The organism is Aeromicrobium sp. Leaf291 (genome assembly GCF_001423365.1).
Classification (GTDB): Bacteria; Actinomycetota; Actinomycetes; order Propionibacteriales; family Nocardioidaceae; genus Aeromicrobium.
On sequence record NZ_LMNM01000001.1, the window covers coordinates 546,552 to 562,491 of the forward strand.

21 protein-coding genes are annotated in these 15,940 nt (G+C 73.0%); 13 read left to right on the top strand and 8 right to left on the bottom strand.

Annotation, left to right across the window (positions count from 1 at the left end; genetic code table 11):
* The first annotated feature begins 8 nt into the window (after window positions 1-8).
* From ASF35_RS02790 to ASF35_RS02810, 5 genes are read left to right on the top strand one after another with little or no spacing between them, the layout of a single operon-like run.
* Window positions 9-1,139: a sensor histidine kinase gene (locus ASF35_RS02790; RefSeq protein ID WP_235499094.1), complete on the top strand. Its 1,131-nt coding sequence runs from the start codon at window positions 9-11 to the stop codon at window positions 1,137-1,139.
* Window positions 1,136-1,738, top strand: coding sequence for a response regulator transcription factor (locus tag ASF35_RS02795; protein ID WP_055962469.1), 603 nt, complete (start codon window positions 1,136-1,138; stop codon window positions 1,736-1,738). The genes ASF35_RS02790 and ASF35_RS02795 overlap by 4 nt, the downstream gene beginning before the upstream one ends.
* A gap of 52 nt (window positions 1,739-1,790) precedes the next feature.
* The gene (locus ASF35_RS02800) at window positions 1,791-3,518 is read left to right on the top strand and encodes a histidinol-phosphate aminotransferase family protein (RefSeq protein ID WP_055962472.1); all 1,728 of its coding nucleotides are present in this window, start codon (window positions 1,791-1,793) and stop codon (window positions 3,516-3,518) included.
* Window positions 3,518-4,321, top strand: coding sequence for a phosphatidate cytidylyltransferase (locus ASF35_RS02805; protein ID WP_200931187.1), 804 nt, complete (start codon window positions 3,518-3,520; stop codon window positions 4,319-4,321). Before ASF35_RS02800 ends, ASF35_RS02805 begins: the two co-directional genes overlap by 1 nt.
* Window positions 4,322-4,378: 57 nt before the next feature.
* Window positions 4,379-4,744 (top strand): DUF1330 domain-containing protein, encoded by a 366-nt coding sequence (locus tag ASF35_RS02810; RefSeq protein ID WP_055962474.1) that lies wholly within the window; start codon window positions 4,379-4,381, stop codon window positions 4,742-4,744.
* Window positions 4,745-4,753: 9 nt separating this feature from the next.
* On the opposite strand, the gene ASF35_RS02815 is transcribed toward ASF35_RS02810, so the two are convergent.
* Window positions 4,754-5,314, bottom strand: a complete 561-nt coding sequence (locus ASF35_RS02815; protein ID WP_055962478.1) for a copper resistance CopC family protein — start codon at window positions 5,312-5,314, stop codon at window positions 4,754-4,756.
* Between the two features lie 143 nt (window positions 5,315-5,457).
* On the opposite strand from ASF35_RS02815, the gene ASF35_RS02820 reads away from it, so the two are divergent.
* The 3 genes from ASF35_RS02820 to ASF35_RS02830 all read left to right on the top strand — a co-directional run bounded on the left by ASF35_RS02820 (window position 5,458) and on the right by ASF35_RS02830 (window position 7,160).
* A complete protein-coding gene (locus ASF35_RS02820) occupies window positions 5,458-5,889 on the top strand; it encodes a metalloregulator ArsR/SmtB family transcription factor (RefSeq protein WP_235499095.1) in 432 nt (143 codons plus the stop codon).
* Window positions 5,889-6,800 (top strand): cation diffusion facilitator family transporter, encoded by a 912-nt coding sequence (locus ASF35_RS02825; protein WP_055962481.1) that lies wholly within the window; start codon window positions 5,889-5,891, stop codon window positions 6,798-6,800. Before ASF35_RS02820 ends, ASF35_RS02825 begins: the two co-directional genes overlap by 1 nt.
* Before the next feature lie 72 nt (window positions 6,801-6,872).
* Window positions 6,873-7,160: a hypothetical protein gene (locus tag ASF35_RS02830; protein ID WP_055962483.1), complete on the top strand. Its 288-nt coding sequence runs from the start codon at window positions 6,873-6,875 to the stop codon at window positions 7,158-7,160.
* Window positions 7,161-7,184: 24 nt separating this feature from the next.
* On the opposite strand, the gene ASF35_RS02835 is transcribed toward ASF35_RS02830, so the two are convergent.
* Window positions 7,185-7,997 (bottom strand): DUF3152 domain-containing protein, encoded by an 813-nt coding sequence (locus ASF35_RS02835; protein ID WP_235499096.1) that lies wholly within the window; start codon window positions 7,995-7,997, stop codon window positions 7,185-7,187.
* 81 nt (window positions 7,998-8,078) lie between these two features.
* On the opposite strand from ASF35_RS02835, the gene ASF35_RS02840 reads away from it, so the two are divergent.
* Together ASF35_RS02840 and ASF35_RS02845 are read left to right on the top strand one after the other, a co-directional pair.
* Window positions 8,079-9,068 (top strand): pirin family protein, encoded by a 990-nt coding sequence (locus ASF35_RS02840; RefSeq protein WP_055966086.1) that lies wholly within the window; start codon window positions 8,079-8,081, stop codon window positions 9,066-9,068.
* A gap of 14 nt (window positions 9,069-9,082) precedes the next feature.
* Window positions 9,083-9,412: a GNAT family N-acetyltransferase gene (locus ASF35_RS02845; protein WP_055962489.1), complete on the top strand. Its 330-nt coding sequence runs from the start codon at window positions 9,083-9,085 to the stop codon at window positions 9,410-9,412.
* Between the two features lie 13 nt (window positions 9,413-9,425).
* On the opposite strand, the gene ASF35_RS02850 is transcribed toward ASF35_RS02845, so the two are convergent.
* Entirely contained in the window at window positions 9,426-9,890 is a 465-nt protein-coding gene (locus ASF35_RS02850; RefSeq protein WP_055962492.1) for a PGPGW domain-containing protein, read from the bottom strand.
* Window positions 9,891-10,191: 301 nt separating this feature from the next.
* Here ASF35_RS02850 and ASF35_RS02855 point away from each other — a divergent pair, with 301 nt between their 5' ends.
* Together ASF35_RS02855 and ASF35_RS02860 are read left to right on the top strand one after the other, a co-directional pair.
* Window positions 10,192-11,280 (top strand): S-(hydroxymethyl)mycothiol dehydrogenase, encoded by a 1,089-nt coding sequence (locus ASF35_RS02855; RefSeq protein WP_055962495.1) that lies wholly within the window; start codon window positions 10,192-10,194, stop codon window positions 11,278-11,280.
* Window positions 11,280-11,912 (top strand): MBL fold metallo-hydrolase, encoded by a 633-nt coding sequence (locus ASF35_RS02860; RefSeq protein ID WP_055962498.1) that lies wholly within the window; start codon window positions 11,280-11,282, stop codon window positions 11,910-11,912. Before ASF35_RS02855 ends, ASF35_RS02860 begins: the two co-directional genes overlap by 1 nt.
* Before the next feature lie 13 nt (window positions 11,913-11,925).
* On the opposite strand, the gene ASF35_RS02865 is transcribed toward ASF35_RS02860, so the two are convergent.
* The gene (locus tag ASF35_RS02865; RefSeq protein WP_055962501.1) at window positions 11,926-12,495 is read right to left on the bottom strand and encodes a TetR/AcrR family transcriptional regulator; all 570 of its coding nucleotides are present in this window, start codon (window positions 12,493-12,495) and stop codon (window positions 11,926-11,928) included.
* 49 nt (window positions 12,496-12,544) lie between these two features.
* On the opposite strand from ASF35_RS02865, the gene ASF35_RS02870 reads away from it, so the two are divergent.
* Complete coding sequence (locus tag ASF35_RS02870; protein WP_055962504.1) at window positions 12,545-13,051, top strand: FBP domain-containing protein; 507 nt, start codon at window positions 12,545-12,547, stop codon at window positions 13,049-13,051.
* Window positions 13,052-13,061: 10 nt separating this feature from the next.
* On the opposite strand, the gene ASF35_RS02875 is transcribed toward ASF35_RS02870, so the two are convergent.
* The 4 genes from ASF35_RS02875 to ASF35_RS02890 form a co-directional block, all read right to left on the bottom strand.
* Entirely contained in the window at window positions 13,062-13,265 is a 204-nt protein-coding gene (locus tag ASF35_RS02875) for a DUF3618 domain-containing protein (RefSeq protein WP_055962507.1), read from the bottom strand.
* Window positions 13,262-13,654: a phage holin family protein gene (locus tag ASF35_RS02880; protein WP_055962510.1), complete on the bottom strand. Its 393-nt coding sequence runs from the start codon at window positions 13,652-13,654 to the stop codon at window positions 13,262-13,264. The genes ASF35_RS02875 and ASF35_RS02880 overlap by 4 nt, the downstream gene beginning before the upstream one ends.
* Window positions 13,651-14,097, bottom strand: coding sequence for a hypothetical protein (locus tag ASF35_RS02885; protein WP_055962513.1), 447 nt, complete (start codon window positions 14,095-14,097; stop codon window positions 13,651-13,653). Before ASF35_RS02885 ends, ASF35_RS02880 begins: the two co-directional genes overlap by 4 nt.
* A gap of 102 nt (window positions 14,098-14,199) precedes the next feature.
* Window positions 14,200-15,891: an FAD-binding dehydrogenase gene (locus ASF35_RS02890; RefSeq protein ID WP_055962516.1), complete on the bottom strand. Its 1,692-nt coding sequence runs from the start codon at window positions 15,889-15,891 to the stop codon at window positions 14,200-14,202.
* Between the last annotated feature and the right edge of the window lie 49 nt (window positions 15,892-15,940).

Sequence of the window (15,940 nt, forward strand, 5' to 3'; positions counted from 1 at the left end):
TGCCCGACGTGAGCACCATCGAGACCCGGCAGTCCTCCCCAGGACGCCTGGGTCCGTGGTTCGCGCTGGTGTGGTTGTTCTTCCTGGGCGACCCGCTGCTCGCCGCGTGGGACCGACGCGACGAGCTGGCAGGCGTGCTCGGGCTGGTCGTCACCGTCGCCTTCGCCGCGTTGTACATGCTCACGTGGGTGCGGGTGCGCCGTGAACGCTGGCTGACCCGCGGTTCGTCGGAGGGCGTCGGCCGGTCGGCCCTCGCCCTGTTCGCGGGGCTGGTCGTGCTCGCCGGTCTCGACATCGCGCTGCTCGGCGAGGTCGGCCTCACCTGCGTGGTCTACGTCGCCATCTCCTCCGTCGTGCTCTTCCCCGGACGGATCGCCCTCGGCGTCGTCCTGGTCTGCGTCGTCGGGTCCCTCGGCCTGGGTGCCGTCGAGGACTGGGGCAGCCAGGCCGGCGTCGCGTTCGGCACCCTGGCCGGCTCGGTGGCCATCTTCGGCCTGCGGGCCCTGCTCGCCCGCAACGCCGACCTGCTCGTCGCGCAGCAGGAGAACGCCGAGCTGGCGGTGGAGAACGAGCGCAGCCGCTTCGCCCGCGACCTGCACGACATCCTCGGCCACTCGCTCACCGTGATCACCGTGAAGGCCGAGCTGGCCCGACGTCTGCTCGAGTCCGGCGACGCGGACGATCGCGACCGGGCCCGGGCCGAGGTGGCCGACCTGGAACGGCTCGGCCGCGACGCCCTGGCGGACGTGCGCCGCGCCGTGGAGGGGTACCGCGAGATCACGCTGCCCGGCGAGATCTCCCGCGCCCGCGAGGCGCTCCGGGCCGCCGGTGTCGAGGCAGACCTGCCCGGCACGGTCGACGAGGTGCCGGGCGACCTGCGCGACCTCTTCGCCTGGACCGTGCGCGAAGGGGTCACCAACGTGGTGCGTCACGCCGACGCCCGCGCGTGCGTGGTCACGGTGGACGCCACGTCGGTCGAGGTGCGCGACGACGGCCAGGGACTCCGGTCCGCGTCTGCAGGCGACGGCCACGGGCTCGCCGGCCTGCGCGAGCGCGCCGCAGAGGCCGGGGCCGCCGTGGTGCTGCGCGACCTCGAGCCCGGGCTCAGCCTGCGCGTGGTCTCGGGAGGCGAGCGATGATCAGGATCCTGCTGGCCGACGACCAGGCCCTGGTGCGCGGAGCCCTCGCGGCGCTGCTCGATCTCGAGAAGGACCTGGAGGTCGTCGCGCAGGTCGGGTCGGGTGCCGACGTGCTGGCCGCCGTCCGCGAGCACGCCCCCGACGTCGCCCTCCTCGACATCGAGATGCCTGGACTCGACGGCATCGAGGCCACCCGCGGCGTGGTCGCCGAGACCGCCACGCGGGTGCTGGTGGTCACGACCTTCGGACGGCCGGGCTACCTGCGCCGGGCGCTGCAGGCCGGCGCGTCCGGGTTCGTCGTGAAGGACGTCCCCGCGACGCAGCTGGCCGACGCCGTGCGCCGCGTGCACGCCGGGCTGCGGGTCGTGGACCCGACGCTGGCCGCCGACAGCCTGGTCAGCGGGGACTCTCCCCTCACCGAGCGCGAGACGGAGGTGCTGAGGGAGGCGCGCGACGGCGCCAGCGTGGCCGCGGTCGCCGGTCGCCTGCACCTATCGCAGGGCACGGTGCGCAACCACCTGTCCGCGGCGATCGGCAAGACCGGGGCCGCCAACCGCGCCGAGGCGGTGCGCGAGGCGGAGCGGCAGGGATGGCTCTGACGGCCCCCACTCCGCGCTACCGTGTCCCGATCCGACGAGCAGGGGGTCAGTCGTGCAGGTCCGCAACGCCACGCCCGAGGACCGGACGTGGATCCACAAGCTCCGTCACCGGGTCTACGCCGAGGAGCTGGGCCAGCACCCGGTCAACGCCGACGGCGTGCTCGTCGACGCGCTCGACGGCCGCAACGTCTACCTGGTGGCCGCCGACGCCGACGGTCCCGTCGGGTTCGTCAGCCTGACGCCGCCCTGGGCGGGCAGCTTCGGTCTCGACAAGTACCTGGGCCGGGAGGAGCTGCCCCTGCTCGACGAGCCCGACGTGTTCGAGGTCCGCATCCTCACCGTCGAGCCCGGGCGTCGCTCGGCCGGGGCGGCCACGTTGCTCATGTACGCCGCGATGCGGTGGATCGCCGGGCGGGCCGGGCGCACCATCGTCGCGATGGGTCGCGACGACCTGCTCGACCTGTACCGCGGGGTGGGTCTGGTGCCGACCGGGCGCGTCATCACGAGCGGGACGGTGCGCTTCGAGGTGATGACCGCGTCCGTGGCCGACCTCACGGCGCTCGCGCTCGGTCCGTTCGCGTCGCTGGTGCAGCAGTGGAGGGACGAGGTCGACTGGCAGGTGGACACGCCGTTCGCGCCGCGAGCCGACGGGTGCGAGCACGGTGGTGCCTCGTTCGGCGCCATCGGCACCGACTTCCGCACGCTGGAGCGACGTCGGGAGGTGGCGGTGGCCGACGTCCTCGACGCGTGGTTCCCGCCGTCGCCCCACGCCCAGGCCGCGCTCACCGAGGACGTCGCCTGGATGACCCGTAGCTCGCCGCCCACCGACGCCGGCGGGCTGCTGGACGCGATCGCCGAGGCACGCGACCTCCCGGTCGACTCGCTCGCCGTCGGGGCGGGCTCGTCGGACCTGGTCTTCCGCGCGTTCGGCCAGTGGCTGTCGCGCGAGAGCCGGGTGCTCCTGGTCGACCCCGGCTACGGCGAGTACGCCCACGTGACGGAGCGGGTGATCGGCTGCCAGGTCGACCGGTTCCGGCTGCGCCATGCCGAGGGGTGGCGTCTGGACACCGAGCGGCTCGCAGCAGCGGTGCGCGACGGGGCGTACGACCTCGTCGTCGTGGTGAACCCGAACAACCCGACCGGCCGGCACGCCCCGGCCGCCGAGCTGCGGGCCGCGGTCGAGGCGTCCCCTGCTGGCACCCGCTGGTGGGTCGACGAGGCCTACGTCGGCTATGTGGGCCTGCACGAGTCGCTGGCCCCGTTCGCGGCCACCGACCCGCGACTGGTGGTGTGCACGTCGATGTCGAAGATGTACGCGCTGTCGGGCGTCCGCGCGGCGTACCTCGTCGCCGAGCCCACCGTCGCTGCGACGATGCGCCGGCTCACACCGCCCTGGCAGCTGGGTCTTCCCGCCCAGCTCGCTGCGGTGGCTGCCCTGCGCGACGTCGACCACTACCCGCCGCTGTGGCAGCGCACCCATGACCTGCGCGAGGCGCTGGTGGCCGACCTGGCCGTCCTCGACGAGGTGCAGGTTGAGTCGTCGGTGGCCAACTTCGTGTGCCTGCGCCTGCCGGCCGACGGTCCCAGCGCCACACGCTTCGTCGAGCAGTGTCGCCAGGACGACGTGTACGTGCGTGACCTGTCTCCGCTCTCCCCGTCGTACGAGGGGCGCACCGTGCGCATCGCCGTGCGCGAGGAGGCCGAGAACGCGCGGATCGTCGCGGCCTGCCTGCGGGCCATGGAGGTGCTGCGTCCGTCGGTGCGGGCGGGCGCCTCCTGATGGTCGACGTCGTCGAGGTCGCCCCGTGGATCGGGGGCCTCATCGCGGTGGCCGGGGTCGCGATCGCGGTGTCGGGTCGGCGGGACCTGCTGCGCCGGTGGTGCCTGTGGGCGGTGGCGGTGCCGATCGTGCTGGCGCTCTTCTGGTGGGGCGAGCCCGGCCTGGCGCTGCTCGCCGTGGTGGTCGTGGTGGTGGCCGCGCTGGAGCTGGGCGCCATGCTCGACGTCCCGCGGCCCGACCGGCTGGTGCTCGCGGCCGCGCTCGTCGCCGTCGTGCTGACCGCGTGGCTCGCGCCCGAGCACGTCGTCCAGGTGGCGGGTGGTGGCGCCCTCGCCGTCGTCGCCGTGCCCGTCCTGACCGGCGATGCCGAGCACGGGCTGCGCAGGGTCCTGGCCGGGTTGCTCGGTCTGGCGTGGCTGGTCCCCCTGGCCGGGCTCGGCTCGCTCGGCACCACGGCGCTCGCCCTGTTCGTGGCGGTGTCGGTGGCCGACGTCGTCGCCTACTTCGCCGGCCCTCTGCTGAAGGGTCCACACCTCTCTCCCCTCTCCCCGGGGAAGCGGTGGAGCGGGACCCTCGCAGGGTCGCTCGCGGCGGTGGCAGCCCTGGCCGCGCTGGGTGCCCTCACCTGGCCGACCGCGGCCGCGGCCGCCGTGGGCGGGCCGGTGGGTGACCTGTTCGAGTCGATGGTCAAGCGCGGCGCGAAGGTGAAGGACTCCGGCACGATGATGGCCGGCGCCGGCGGGCTGCTCGACCGCATCGACTCGCTGCTGATGGCCCTGGCCGTCGTCCTGGTGCTGGGCTGACCTGGTGCTGGGCTGACCCTTGGGCACACTGGACCGACCCCGACGAGAGGACCACCCATGGCCGTCGACCCCACCGGCTCCGACCTCAAGGCCTTCCTCGCGGCCGATGACGACGGACCGGTCGTGATGCTCAACCTGCTGCGCTTCGCCCCGGGCGGACGCGAGCTGTACGCCGAGTACTCCCGGGCCGTCGTCTCGACGTTCCTGCCGCGGGTGGGCGGCGAGGTCGTGTACGCCGGCCGGGGCCACGCCGCACTCGTCGCCGAGGACGGTCAGGCCTGGGACGCCGTCCTCCTGGTCCGCTACCCCTCGCGCGCGGCCTTCGCCCGCATGGTCGCGGACCCGGAGTACCAACAGGTCACCCACCTGCGGACCGAGGCGCTCAGCGAGGCCGTGCTGCAGCCGACCTCGGCGTGGGGCTGACGGACCGGCTCAGGCCTCGTCCTCGCCGTCGGCCGACGTGAGGCCGGCCTTGACGATGTAGACGATCAGGGCCGACGAGATCACGAGGAAGCCCAGGACCCACAGCGGCGCCCACTTCTGCGTGGGCTCGTCCTCGACCTCGGTGATGGTCACGTCGTCCTGGGAGCTGCCGGAGGTGCCGGCCGACGCCGACGGCCCCGAGGCGCTCGCGCCGGCACTCACCGTGAATCCGACCTGGCCGCTCACGGCGTGGCCGTCGGCCGAGACGACGCGGTAGACGAGCCGGTAGGCGCCGGGCTCGGCGTCGGCGGTGCGCACGCCCACGAGGACCCGACGTCCGGCCACCGTCACCTCGCCGTCGTCGAGCCGGGTGCCCGAGGAGTCGAGCACGCGCAGCACCGCGCCACTGCCGATCTCCTCGTTCAACGTCACCGAGACGGTCTGCGGCAGCGCGCTGAGGGTGGCGCCGTCGGCGGGGTCGGACGACTCGACGGACGCGTGCGCGAGGGCCGGCGTCGGCACGGCGAGCAACGCAAGGGTCGCGACGAGACCGAGGACGAACGAGCGCACGGGCTACCTCCAGGAGCGGCGGCGGGAACAGGTCGGCTACGACGCACTGTAGTAGCGCTCGCCTGAGCGCCGGGACGCAGTGCGGCCCGCGGCAGTCGGGTCGAGGGTGGCGCATCAGCGTCGGACGGCGCTATCATCGTCGTATGGCGATGAAGCATCACCCGTCCGACGGCCACGTCACCCGGCGGACCGGAGCGGGCGCGCGCACCCACGAGCAGCACCGGCACGCCGACCTCGACGTCGGGACCGACGGCACCGACCTCGTCGCCCGGCTGCTCCACGGGTTCGCCGACCCGGGGCGGCTGCGGATCCTCGAGCACCTCCGGCTCGGCGAGCACCGCGTGGTCGAGCTGACCGCCCACCTGGGGCTCGCCCAGTCCACGGTCTCGGCCCACCTGGCGTGCCTGCGCGACTGCGGCCTGCTCGACGTGCGCCACGAGGGTCGCTCGTCGTACTACCGGCTGGCCCACCCGGAGGCCACCGAGGCGCTGCTGCGGGCGAGCAGCCTGCTGCTCGACCGCACCGTCGGCGGAACCCCGGGCCCCGACGCGACCGAGCCGACCGGAGCGGCCTGATGGGTCACGGCCATGCGCACGGTCACGCCGGGGGACCCGCCAGCGGTCGGCACCGCGGGCGGCTGACCGTGGTGTTCGTCATCATCGCCGCGTTCTTCGTCGTCGAGCTCGTCTACGGCATCCTCGCGTCATCCCTCGCCCTGCTGTCCGACGCCGGTCACATGGCCGCCGACGTCGTCACGCTCGGTGCCGCGCTCGCCGCCACCAAGGTGGCCACCCGGCCCGACACCACCGGACGACGGACGTTCGGCTCCTACCGCGCGGAGGTGTTCGCGTCGGGTTTCGCCGTGCTCGTCATGCTCGGGGTGTCCGTCTACGTCGTGGTCGAGGCGCTGGCCCGGGTCGGCTCCACGATCGAGGTCCAGACCCGGCCGATGATCGTCGTCGGCACGCTCGGGCTGGTGGTGAACGTCGTCGCCCTGGTGATGCTTCGCGCGGGCGCCGGTGAGTCGCTCGTGATGCGCGGCGCCTACCTCGAGGTCGTCGCCGACACCGCCGGGTCCGTCGGCGTGGTCGTCGCCGGTGTCCTCGTGGCCACCACGGGGCAGACCGGGTGGGACGCCGGCGTCGCCCTGGCGATCGGGGCCTTCGTGGCGGTGCGGGCGGTGATGCTCGGACGACAGGTCCTCGCCGTGCTCGGCCAGCACGCCCCCGAGGGCCTCGACGTGGACGAGGTGGTCGCCGACCTGCGGGCGATCGAGGGCGTCGGCGACGTGCACGACCTGCACGTCTGGGTACTCACCTCCGGCATGAACGTGGCCACCGCCCACCTCGTCGCCGACGGCAGCGCCGACGTCGACGTGATCCTCGCCGAGGCCAGAGCCGCGCTGCGCGACCGGCACGACGTCGAGCACGCGACCCTGCAGGTCGAGGGCGCTCGCGCACCGGAGTGCCACAGCGTCGACTGGTGACGCCGACTGTCACTCGTCCTCAGGCGTTGCCGGCGGTCTTCACGTAAGGTTCCCGGGTCCGTTCGGGTCTTCATGACGCCGGCGTCGTCGTACCCGATCGCCGAGCGTCCCACCGACGAAGGCGATGCCCATGAAGGCGACGACCTGAAGAACTCGGTCGTCGACACCCATGACGTGGTCGAGCGTCGCGACGACGACGATCGCTACGAGCGCGCCGATGAGGATCTTGAGATTCATGGCCGTGGATCATTTCCGGAGTGGTCGTCCTGCAGCGCTGGGGGCGATGAGCCGTCGAGCGCGATGCTCTGCCTGATCACGATTCGGCGCATGCGCACGACGTTAGGCGAGCACGGGACCTGACGCACGGGGACCGGCGGTAGGCGACTACGGCCAGGGGTTCTTCACGCAGCCCTGCAGGCCCTTGGTCTGCTGCAGCATGACGGGCGCCTTCGCCCCGGGTGCCGGGCAGCCGACGTGGTACTTGCCGAGGGCGTGCCCGACCTCGTGGTTCACGAGGTAGGTGCGGTAGCCGCTGAGGTCGTCCCCGTAGTACTGGACGCCCAGCGCCCAGCGCTTGACGTTGAGCACGACCCGCGAGCCGCTGCGGCACGACACCTCGCCGCGGGTGAGCAGCGGGGCGCACAGGCGGTCGACGGTGTCGGGGCTCGCCAGCATGATCTGGAAGTCGCCACCCCCCTCGACCTGCTCGAACGACCAGCCGTCGGAGCGCCAGCCGCGCTCGTCGCCCAGCACCTGCGCGACCTGGCGGGCGAAGCGGTCGGGGTCCTGCGGCAGGCCTCCCTCGACCTCCACGGAGTAGCGGCGGTTGCGTCCGGAACCGGCCCCCGCCACGTCGGCGACCGCGGCGGTGGCGAACGTGCCCTCGCCGCTCTGCGGGAAGTCGGTCGGCTCCGGGGCGGGGGTTGTCTTCGTGGGGGTGGGCTTCGGCGCCGGGGTCAGCGTCGGCAGGACGGCGTCGTCGGCCCACGACACGTTCGTGGCGGCCGACGCGGCGGGCTCGTCCGACGACGGACGGACGGCGGCCAGCACCACCACGACGAGCGTGACGAGCACGGATCCGCCGAGGGCTGCGGCACGCCGACGACGTCGACGCATGGCGCGTTGCCTCGCCGCGCGGTGGCGACCCACGGCGGTGGAGCTCGCGCGGCGCGAGGGGCCGGGCTCGCGCTCTGTCACCTGCACAGACTACGCGGAGCTACCCTGGCGACGACCGGTGCCGCGACACGGCACCGTCACGACGAAGGGGTGGAGCAGCCCATGAGCAACACCGAGACATCGCCCGACGAGCTCGTGTGCGGTGAGGACTCCGCCGTCGAGCTGCAGGTCCTCACCCCGCGCGACGTGCCGCTCGGCGGGCCGCGCGCCATGACCGTGCGCCGCACGCTGCCCCAGCGTCAGCGCTCGCTCATCGGCGCCTGGTGCTTCCTCGACCACTACGGACCGGACGACGTGTCCGAGTCCGGCGGCATGGACGTGCCGCCCCACCCGCACACCGGGCTGCAGACCGTCAGCTGGCTGTTCTCGGGGACCATCGAGCACCGCGACAGTGCCGGGTTCCACGCCGACGTGCGGCCCGGGGAGCTCAACCTCATGACGTCGGGCCGCGGCATCAGCCACTCCGAGCGCTCCACGCGCGACACGACGGTGCTGCACGGCGCCCAGCTGTGGGTGGCGCTGCCGCAGGAGGCGCGCTTCGTCGACAAGACCTTCGAGCACTACGCCCCACCGACCCTCGAGGGCAGCGCCGACGGAGGCGCCTGGCGCGCGCAGGTGTTCCTCGGCAGCCTGCTGGGCTCCACGTCCCCGGTCTCCACCCACACCCCGCTGCTGGGTGCCGAGCTGCGCCTCGACGCCGGCACGGTGCTGCAGCTCGACGTCGACCCGACGTTCGAGCACGGCGTGCTCGTGGACACCGGCGCCGTCCTCGCCGACGCCGACCCGATCGCGAAGGACGAGCTGGGCTACCTCGCCCCGGGCCGTGACCGCATCACGCTGCGCGCGAGCCAGGACAGCCGGGTGCTGCTCATCGGCGGGCCGCCGTTCGGCGAGCAGATCGTCATGTGGTGGAACTTCGTCGGCCGCAGCCACGACGACGTGGTGGAGTACCGCGACGCGTGGATGGCCGAGATCGACGGCAAGGCGCCCGGCGCCCCGTCCGACGGTCCGTACGGCCTGCCCGAGGGCGACCCCGAGCGTGCCCTCCCCGCCCCCGAGCTGCCCAACGCCCGCATCCGCCCACGCGGCTGATCAGGAGGACACCCATGGCCCTCGACCCGATCGAGCACGACGGCATCACCGTCCGGCATGCCCCCGACCGGCAACGCTACGAGCTGGCGGACGGTGAGGAGGTCATCGGGCACACCGACTACCGGGAGCTCGGCGACGACGGCGCCCTTACGCACAGGGACTTCCTGCACACGGAGGTCGACGACGCCTACGGCGGGCGTGGGCTCGCGTCGGTGCTGGTGCAGTTCGCCCTCGACGACGTGCGCGCCGCGGGCCTGCGCATCGTGCCGCACTGCCCCTACGTCGCGGGGTGGCTGCGCAAGCACGAGGGCCGGTTCGACGACCTCGTCGACTGGCCCGCCTGAGGCTCGGTCCGGCTTAGGTCTCGGCGATCTCGCGCTCGACGTCGGCCATCGGGCGGCCGCGGAAGCGGCGGAAGCTGTAGACGATCGTGGCGAGCGCGATGGCGGCGGAGAAGATGAGCGTGGCGCCGGTGCCCCAGCCGCCGAGCAGCCACCAGGACTCGCGCAGCGGCCACCAGTCGGGGGCCGGCGGACGCAGCCCCCACACGACGCCGAGCCCTGCGAGCCACACGACGCCGAGCAGCGACAGCGCGACCCGTGGCCAGGTCTGCACGCCCTGCGCGGCGGTGCGCAGGGCCGCGTCCTTGACGGGCTCGACGCGTCGGCGCGCCCACTCGTAGCGCTGTGACAGCAGGGCCAGGCCGCCGAACAGCAGCAGCAGGCCGGGGCCAGGGAGGAAGATCGCGGCGAGGCCGAGCAGCACCATGATCCAGCCGAGCACCTCGAGCGCGAGGGTCTTGCCGTGGTCGATGACGCCCATGTGGTCCTTCCGTCGTCGCTGGCCGGAGCGTAGCGGGTCGATCTGAACGCGAGGCTCAGCGCTTGGCCATCAGCATCCGGACGAGGTAGATGACGGCCACGACCACGAGGATGAGCAGGATGATGCGCACGGGAGGCTCCTTCGCCCGGACGCGCCGGTCGCGTCGGTGCTTGAACGGTAGGCCCGCCCGGCCCGTCCCGCACGGCAGACCCCGACTCCCGCTCAGTGGGCTGGACCGAGCGGGCCACCCACCGCTCCGCTAGCGTCGGCCGTGAGCCACGCCACCCCCAGGAGGAACCCGATGCCGCAGACCGTCAAGGCCGTCGTCGCCCGCAGCAAGGGCGCACCCGTCACCGTCGAGAACATCGTCGTGCCCGACCCCGGGCCCGGTGAGGCGGTCGTGGCCGTGCAGGCCTGCGGGGTGTGCCACACCGACCTGCACTACCGCGAGGGCGGCATCAACGACGAGTTCCCGTTCCTGCTCGGCCACGAGGCCGCCGGTGTCGTGGAGTCCGTCGGCGAGGGCGTCACCGAGGTGGCCCCGGGTGACTTCGTGGTGCTCAACTGGCGTGCCGTGTGCGGTGACTGCCGGGCCTGCAAGCGGGGCCGCCCGCAGTACTGCTTCTCCACCTTCAACGCCGAGCAGAAGATGACGCTGGAGGACGGCACCGAGCTCTCTCCGGCGCTCGGGATCGGCGCCTTCGCCGAGAAGACCCTCGTGGCTGCCGGCCAGTGCACCAAGGTCGATCCCGAGGCCGACCCGGCCGCCGTCGGGCTGCTCGGCTGCGGCGTGATGGCCGGCATCGGCGCGGCGATCAACACCGGCAACGTGGGTCGCGGTGACTCCGTGGCCGTCATCGGCTGCGGCGGCGTGGGCATCGCCGCGGTCGCCGGAGCACGTCTGGCCGGAGCGGCCAAGATCATCGCCGTGGACCTCGACCCGCGCAAGCTCGAGCAGGCCACGGCCCTCGGTGCCACGCACACGATCGACGCGTCCAAGGACGACGTGGTCACCAAGGTGCAGGAGCTCACCGACACGTTCGGCGCCGACGTCGTGATCGAGGCGGTCGGCCGCCCCGAGACCTGGGAGCAGGCCTTCTACGCCCGTGACCTCGCCGGCACCGTGGTCCTGGTCGGCGTGCCCACGCCGGACATGAAGGTCCCCGAGCTGCCGCTCATCGACGTGTTCGGCCGTGGCGGCTCGCTCAAGTCCAGCTGGTACGGCGACTGCCTGCCGAGCCGCGACTTCCCGATGCTCGTCGACCTGTACCGCCAGGGCCGGCTCGACCTCGACGCCTTCGTCACCGAGCGCATCGGCATCGACGACGTCGAGGCCGCGTTCGACAAGATGCACGGCGGCGACGTCCTGCGTTCGGTGGTGATGATCTGATGTCGGCACAGGTCACGAAGGTCGTGACGTCGGGGCAGTTCGCGCTCGACGGCGGCAGCTGGGACGTCGACAACAACGTGTGGATCGTCGGTGACGACAGCGAGGTGGTCGTCGTCGACGCACCGCACGACGCCGAGGCCATCGCCGCGGCGGTCGACGGTCGCACGGTGCGGGCCATCGTGCTCACGCACGGCCACAACGACCACCTGAACGCCGCGGTGCAGCTGCGCGACCTCACCGGCGCACCGATCTGGTTCCCGTCGGCCGACACGATGCTGTGGGAGGCCGAGCACGGTACCGACGTGCGACCGGACCACGACCTCACCGACGGCACGACGTTCGAGGTGGCCGGCACCACGCTGCGGGCCGTCGCCACCCCGGGCCACTCCCCCGGCAGCACCTGCCTCTACAGCGAGGACCTCGGCGTCCTGTTCAGCGGTGACACGCTGTTCAGCGGCGGGCCCGGTGCCACGGGACGCAGCTACTCCAGCTTCGACACGATCGTCGCGTCCATCCGTGACCACCTGCTGACGCTGCCCGAGGACACCGTCGTGCACACCGGCCACGGTGACGACACGCGCATCGGCGACGAGGCGCCCCACCTGCAGGAGTGGATCGACCGAGGGCACTGAGCCCCTCGTCGGCTCAGGTGGGCGGCCAGGTCTCGAGTGCGCCGTGCAGCACGTCGACCACCCGGGTCCAGCTGACGTCGGCCTCGGGGTCGCTGTGGTCGAAGGACCCGGTGGCCTCGAGGGCGATGAACCCGTGGACGGTGCTGCCGATCAGCCGCACCGCGTGCACGTGGTCCTGCTCAGGCACGCCGTAGCCGCGCAGCACCGAGGCGAGCAGCTCGGTGTGGCGTCGCCCCGCCTCGACGCCGTCGTGGTCGGGGGCCAGCCGGCGTCGGGTCGCCGCGTACCGGCCGGGGTGGACGCGCGCGTAGTCGCGGTAGGCGTCGGCCAGGGCGCGCAGCGCCGACCCCCCGGAGCGGCCGGCGACGTTCCTCGACGCCGCATCGGCCATCTCGTCGAGCGCCCGCACCGTGAGGCCGTCGCGCAGCGCCTCGGCGCCGTCGACGTGCGCGTACAGGCTTGGCGTGCGGATGCCCACGGCGCGCGCGACGGCGGACGGCGTCACCGCCTCGAAGCCGACCTGGTCGGCGAGGTTGGCGGCGGCATCGAGGACGAGCGAGCGAGTGAGTCCGGCACGGGGCACGCGATCAACCTATCACCACTAGGTGTATACCTAAGGGTGTTAGGAAACGATGAAGGGACGCATCATGCAACCGCTCTCCGCCGACCAGGTCCGCGCCTGCTTCGTGAACAGCTCGCGCAGCAAGGTCGCCTCCATGACGCTGCCCGCGCCGTGGCCGCCCGACCGCCTCGAGGAGCGCGACTACCTCGGCTGGGTCGACGCCAAGTCCCCGCAGCGTGCCTACGTCGTGCTGGGTGAGGACATCAGCGACGAGCCCGTGGGCATCGAGCTGCGGGTCGGCACGTCCGTCGGGCCGGCGCGGACGACCTTGTGCGACTGGTGCCGCACCGACGACGGCACGTCCACGGCGCGTCTGCTCGTCGCCCGACGGGCGGGCCCACGGGGCCGGGCCGGCGACACCGTCGGGCAGTACGTGTGCGGCGACCTCGCCTGCTGGAAGCGCGTGCGCCGACCTCTCAAGCCGCACGAGAAGTCGGTCACGGGCGCGCCCGACCTGCGGGTGGACGACCTGCGCTCGCGGGTGCTCGAGTTCGTCGAGCGGGTGCGTGCGGCCTGAGCGAGGTGGCTCAGCCGCGACGCAGCAGCACGATGCCGACGACCGCGGCCACGGCGGCCCCGGCCAGCACGGCGATACGGCCCTTGTCAGCCTCGGCCACGGCGTCCTGCGCGCGCGACTTCACGTCGAGCTTGTCGCCCAGGGCGTCGACCGTCTCGGCCAGGTGCTCTCGGGTGGCCGCGATCTCGGCCTCCAGCTGGTCGCGCTCGCTCATGACGGGTTCCCCTTCGCTGCGGCGACGTCGGCCTGCACGCTCTCGACGCGCGCGGCAGGAGCCTGCGCGACCTTCGAGACGTTGCTCTTGCCCAGCAGGGCGGCCACGCCGGCCACCACGAACAGGGCGACCGCCACGATGAGCGCGGCGAGCCACGGGTCGGTCACGTTGGCCAGACCCAGCACGGCGGCGCTGAGCAGCACGCCGAGGCCGTAGAGCGCGATCACGCCGGCGGCGCCGAACAGGCCGGCACCCACGCCGACCCGCTTGCCGGCCTGCGCGAGGTCGTCCTTGGCCAAGGCCATCTCGGCGCGGATGAGGGTCGAGATGTCCTCGGTGGCCTGCGCGATCAGGCGGCCGGTGGACTCGTCCTGCGGCGCCGCGGTCACGGGCGACCCAGGCGGTCTTCGGCGAGGTCGGCCGCCGTGGGCGGCGTGGTCACCGAGGGCGAGCTCGGGACCTCGGTGTCGGCCTCGGCCAGGTCGGCGTCGAGCTGGGGGTCGGCGACCTCGTCGATCGCGAACGAGGGGTCGGCCGGGTCGGCCGAGACGCCGTCGGAGGACGCGTCGTCGGACCGGTGGCTCTTGACCGCGTCGACGACCTTGGAGCCGGCCGCGCTCGCGGCGCTGGACGCGGCGTCGGCGGCAGCGCTGCCGGCAGCACCGGCGGCGCTCTTGGCGGCGTCGGCGGCATGGTCCACGCCGCTCTGGACGGTGGGAGAGTTCCAGACCTTCTGGGACTGGGTACGGATCTGGTCGTAGCGCTCGCGGCCGGCCTTCGTGCCGAGCACGTAGCCGGCGACGCCAGCAGCCGCGATGAGCAGCTTGTTCACGTCGGACCCTCCTTCGGTGGTGGTCCGTCCATCTTGCTCCACTCCGCCGTGGCCAGCCAGTCGGACCGCCCCACGCCGCTCCCCGAGCTCGTCGAGGGGGCCTCAGGACAGACGTCGTCCGAGCGACCGCCCCGCCGCACGGCCGGAGAAGATGCACCCGCCGAGGAAGGTGCCCTCCAGGGCGTTGTGTCCGTGGACCCCGCCACCGCCGAAGCCCGCGACCTCGCCGGCCGCGTAGAGCCCGGGCACGGGCATGCCGCTGTCGTCGAGCACGCGGGACTCGAGGTCGGTCTGCAGCCCGCCCAGCGTCTTGCGCGACAGGATGTTCAGCCGGACGGCGATCAGCGGACCGTGCTCGGGGTCGAGGATCTTGTGCGGCTTGGCCACGCGCACGATCTTGTCGGTGCGCGAGCGCCGCGCGTTGTGCACGGCCATGAGCTGCAGGTCCTTGCTGAACGCGTTGTCGATCTCACGGTCCCGCTCCACCACCTGCTGCTCCAGCGTGGCGAGGTCGATCGTGGCCCCGCCGCGGCTCTTCGCGTTCATCCCCTCGACCAGCTCGGCCAGCGTGTGCGCGACGACGAAGTCCTCGCCGTGCTGCTTGAACTTCTCGACCGGCTCCGGTGCGCCCTTCGCGAGCCGCGTCTGGGCGAGGAACTTCAGGTCCTTGCCGGTGATGTCGGGGTTCTGCTCCGAGCCCGACAGCGCGAACTCCTTCTCGATGATCGACTGGGTGAGCACGAGCCAGGAGTAGTCGTGGCCCGTCGCCAGGATCTCCTTCATCGTGCCCATCGTGTCGAACCCCGGGAAGTTCGGCGCCGGGAGACGGTGCCCGGTCGCGTCGAACCAGAGCGACGACGGGCCGGGGATGATGCGGATGGCGTGGTCGGGCCAGATCGGGTCCCAGTTGTGCACGCCCTCGGTGTAGGCCCACATGCGGTCGCGGTTGACCACGCGTCCGCCGGCGGACTCGGTGATGGCAAGCATGCGGCCGTCCACGTGGGCGGGCACGCCGAGGATCATGTGCTCCGGCGCGGGCCCGAGGCGGTGGGTGGGCCAGGACTCCCGCATCAGGTCGCGGTTGTGGCCGATGCCGCCGGACGTGACCACCACGGCGGCGGCGCGCTCCTCGAACGTGCCGACCGGGGTGCGCGACGACGCGACGCCACGGTCGGACTCGTCCGGCTCCAGCTCGGTGCCGCGCACGCCGACCACCGATCCGCCCTCGACGACCAGGTCGTCGACCTGGCGGCGGAAGGCGAACCGCACCCGCCCGGCGCGCTCGGCTGCCAGCACGGGCTCGGCGAACACGCGCACGACCTCGGGACCGGTGCCCCACGTGAGGTGGAACCGCGGGACGGAGTTCCCGTGCCCGCTCGCGCTGCCGCTGCCGCGCTCGGCCCAGCCCACGATCGGCAGGACCTTGAGGCCGAGGTCGCGCAGGTACTGGCGCTTCTCGGTGGCCGCGAAGTGCACGTACGCCTCCGCCCAGCGTCGGCCCCAGGCGTCGTGCCCGGTCGCGTCGTCGGCCGGGCTCTCGAATGCCGCGGAGCCGAACCAGTCCTGCAGGGCGAGCTCGGGCGAGTCCTTGATGCCCATGCGCCGCTGCTCCGGGGAGTCGACGAGGAACAGCCCGCCGAGCGACCAGAAGGCCTGCCCGCCGAGGTTCGACCGGTTCTCCTGCTCGACGACCAGCACGCTGCGGCCGGCCAGCACCAGCTCGTGCGTCGCCACCAGCCCCGCCAGTCCGGCACCCACCACGATCACGTCAGGTTCGAAGCTCTTCTGGTCCACCCCCCGATCCTGCCAGGCCCCCCGATCACCGCACGTCCCGGCGATTCCC

Excerpts from the sequence above, each read along its gene's own strand:
- ASF35_RS02795 (WP_055962469.1), top strand. The coding sequence starts at position 1,136 with ATGATCAGGATCCTGCTGGCCGACGACCAGGCCCTGGTGCGCGGAGCC.
- ASF35_RS02805 (WP_200931187.1), top strand. The coding sequence starts at position 3,518 with ATGGTCGACGTCGTCGAGGTCGCCCCGTGGATCGGGGGCCTCATCGCG.
- ASF35_RS02810 (WP_055962474.1), top strand. The coding sequence starts at position 4,379 with ATGGCCGTCGACCCCACCGGCTCCGACCTCAAGGCCTTCCTCGCGGCC.
- ASF35_RS02820 (WP_235499095.1), top strand. The coding sequence starts at position 5,458 with ATGGCGATGAAGCATCACCCGTCCGACGGCCACGTCACCCGGCGGACC.
- ASF35_RS02825 (WP_055962481.1), top strand. The coding sequence starts at position 5,889 with ATGGGTCACGGCCATGCGCACGGTCACGCCGGGGGACCCGCCAGCGGT.
- ASF35_RS02830 (WP_055962483.1), top strand. The coding sequence starts at position 6,873 with ATGACGCCGGCGTCGTCGTACCCGATCGCCGAGCGTCCCACCGACGAA.
- ASF35_RS02840 (WP_055966086.1), top strand. The coding sequence starts at position 8,079 with ATGAGCAACACCGAGACATCGCCCGACGAGCTCGTGTGCGGTGAGGAC.
- ASF35_RS02845 (WP_055962489.1), top strand. The coding sequence starts at position 9,083 with ATGGCCCTCGACCCGATCGAGCACGACGGCATCACCGTCCGGCATGCC.
- ASF35_RS02850 (WP_055962492.1), bottom strand. The coding sequence starts at position 9,890 with ATGGGCGTCATCGACCACGGCAAGACCCTCGCGCTCGAGGTGCTCGGC.
- ASF35_RS02855 (WP_055962495.1), top strand. The coding sequence starts at position 10,192 with ATGCCGCAGACCGTCAAGGCCGTCGTCGCCCGCAGCAAGGGCGCACCC.
- ASF35_RS02860 (WP_055962498.1), top strand. The coding sequence starts at position 11,280 with ATGTCGGCACAGGTCACGAAGGTCGTGACGTCGGGGCAGTTCGCGCTC.
- ASF35_RS02870 (WP_055962504.1), top strand. The coding sequence starts at position 12,545 with ATGAAGGGACGCATCATGCAACCGCTCTCCGCCGACCAGGTCCGCGCC.
- ASF35_RS02875 (WP_055962507.1), bottom strand. The coding sequence starts at position 13,265 with ATGAGCGAGCGCGACCAGCTGGAGGCCGAGATCGCGGCCACCCGAGAG.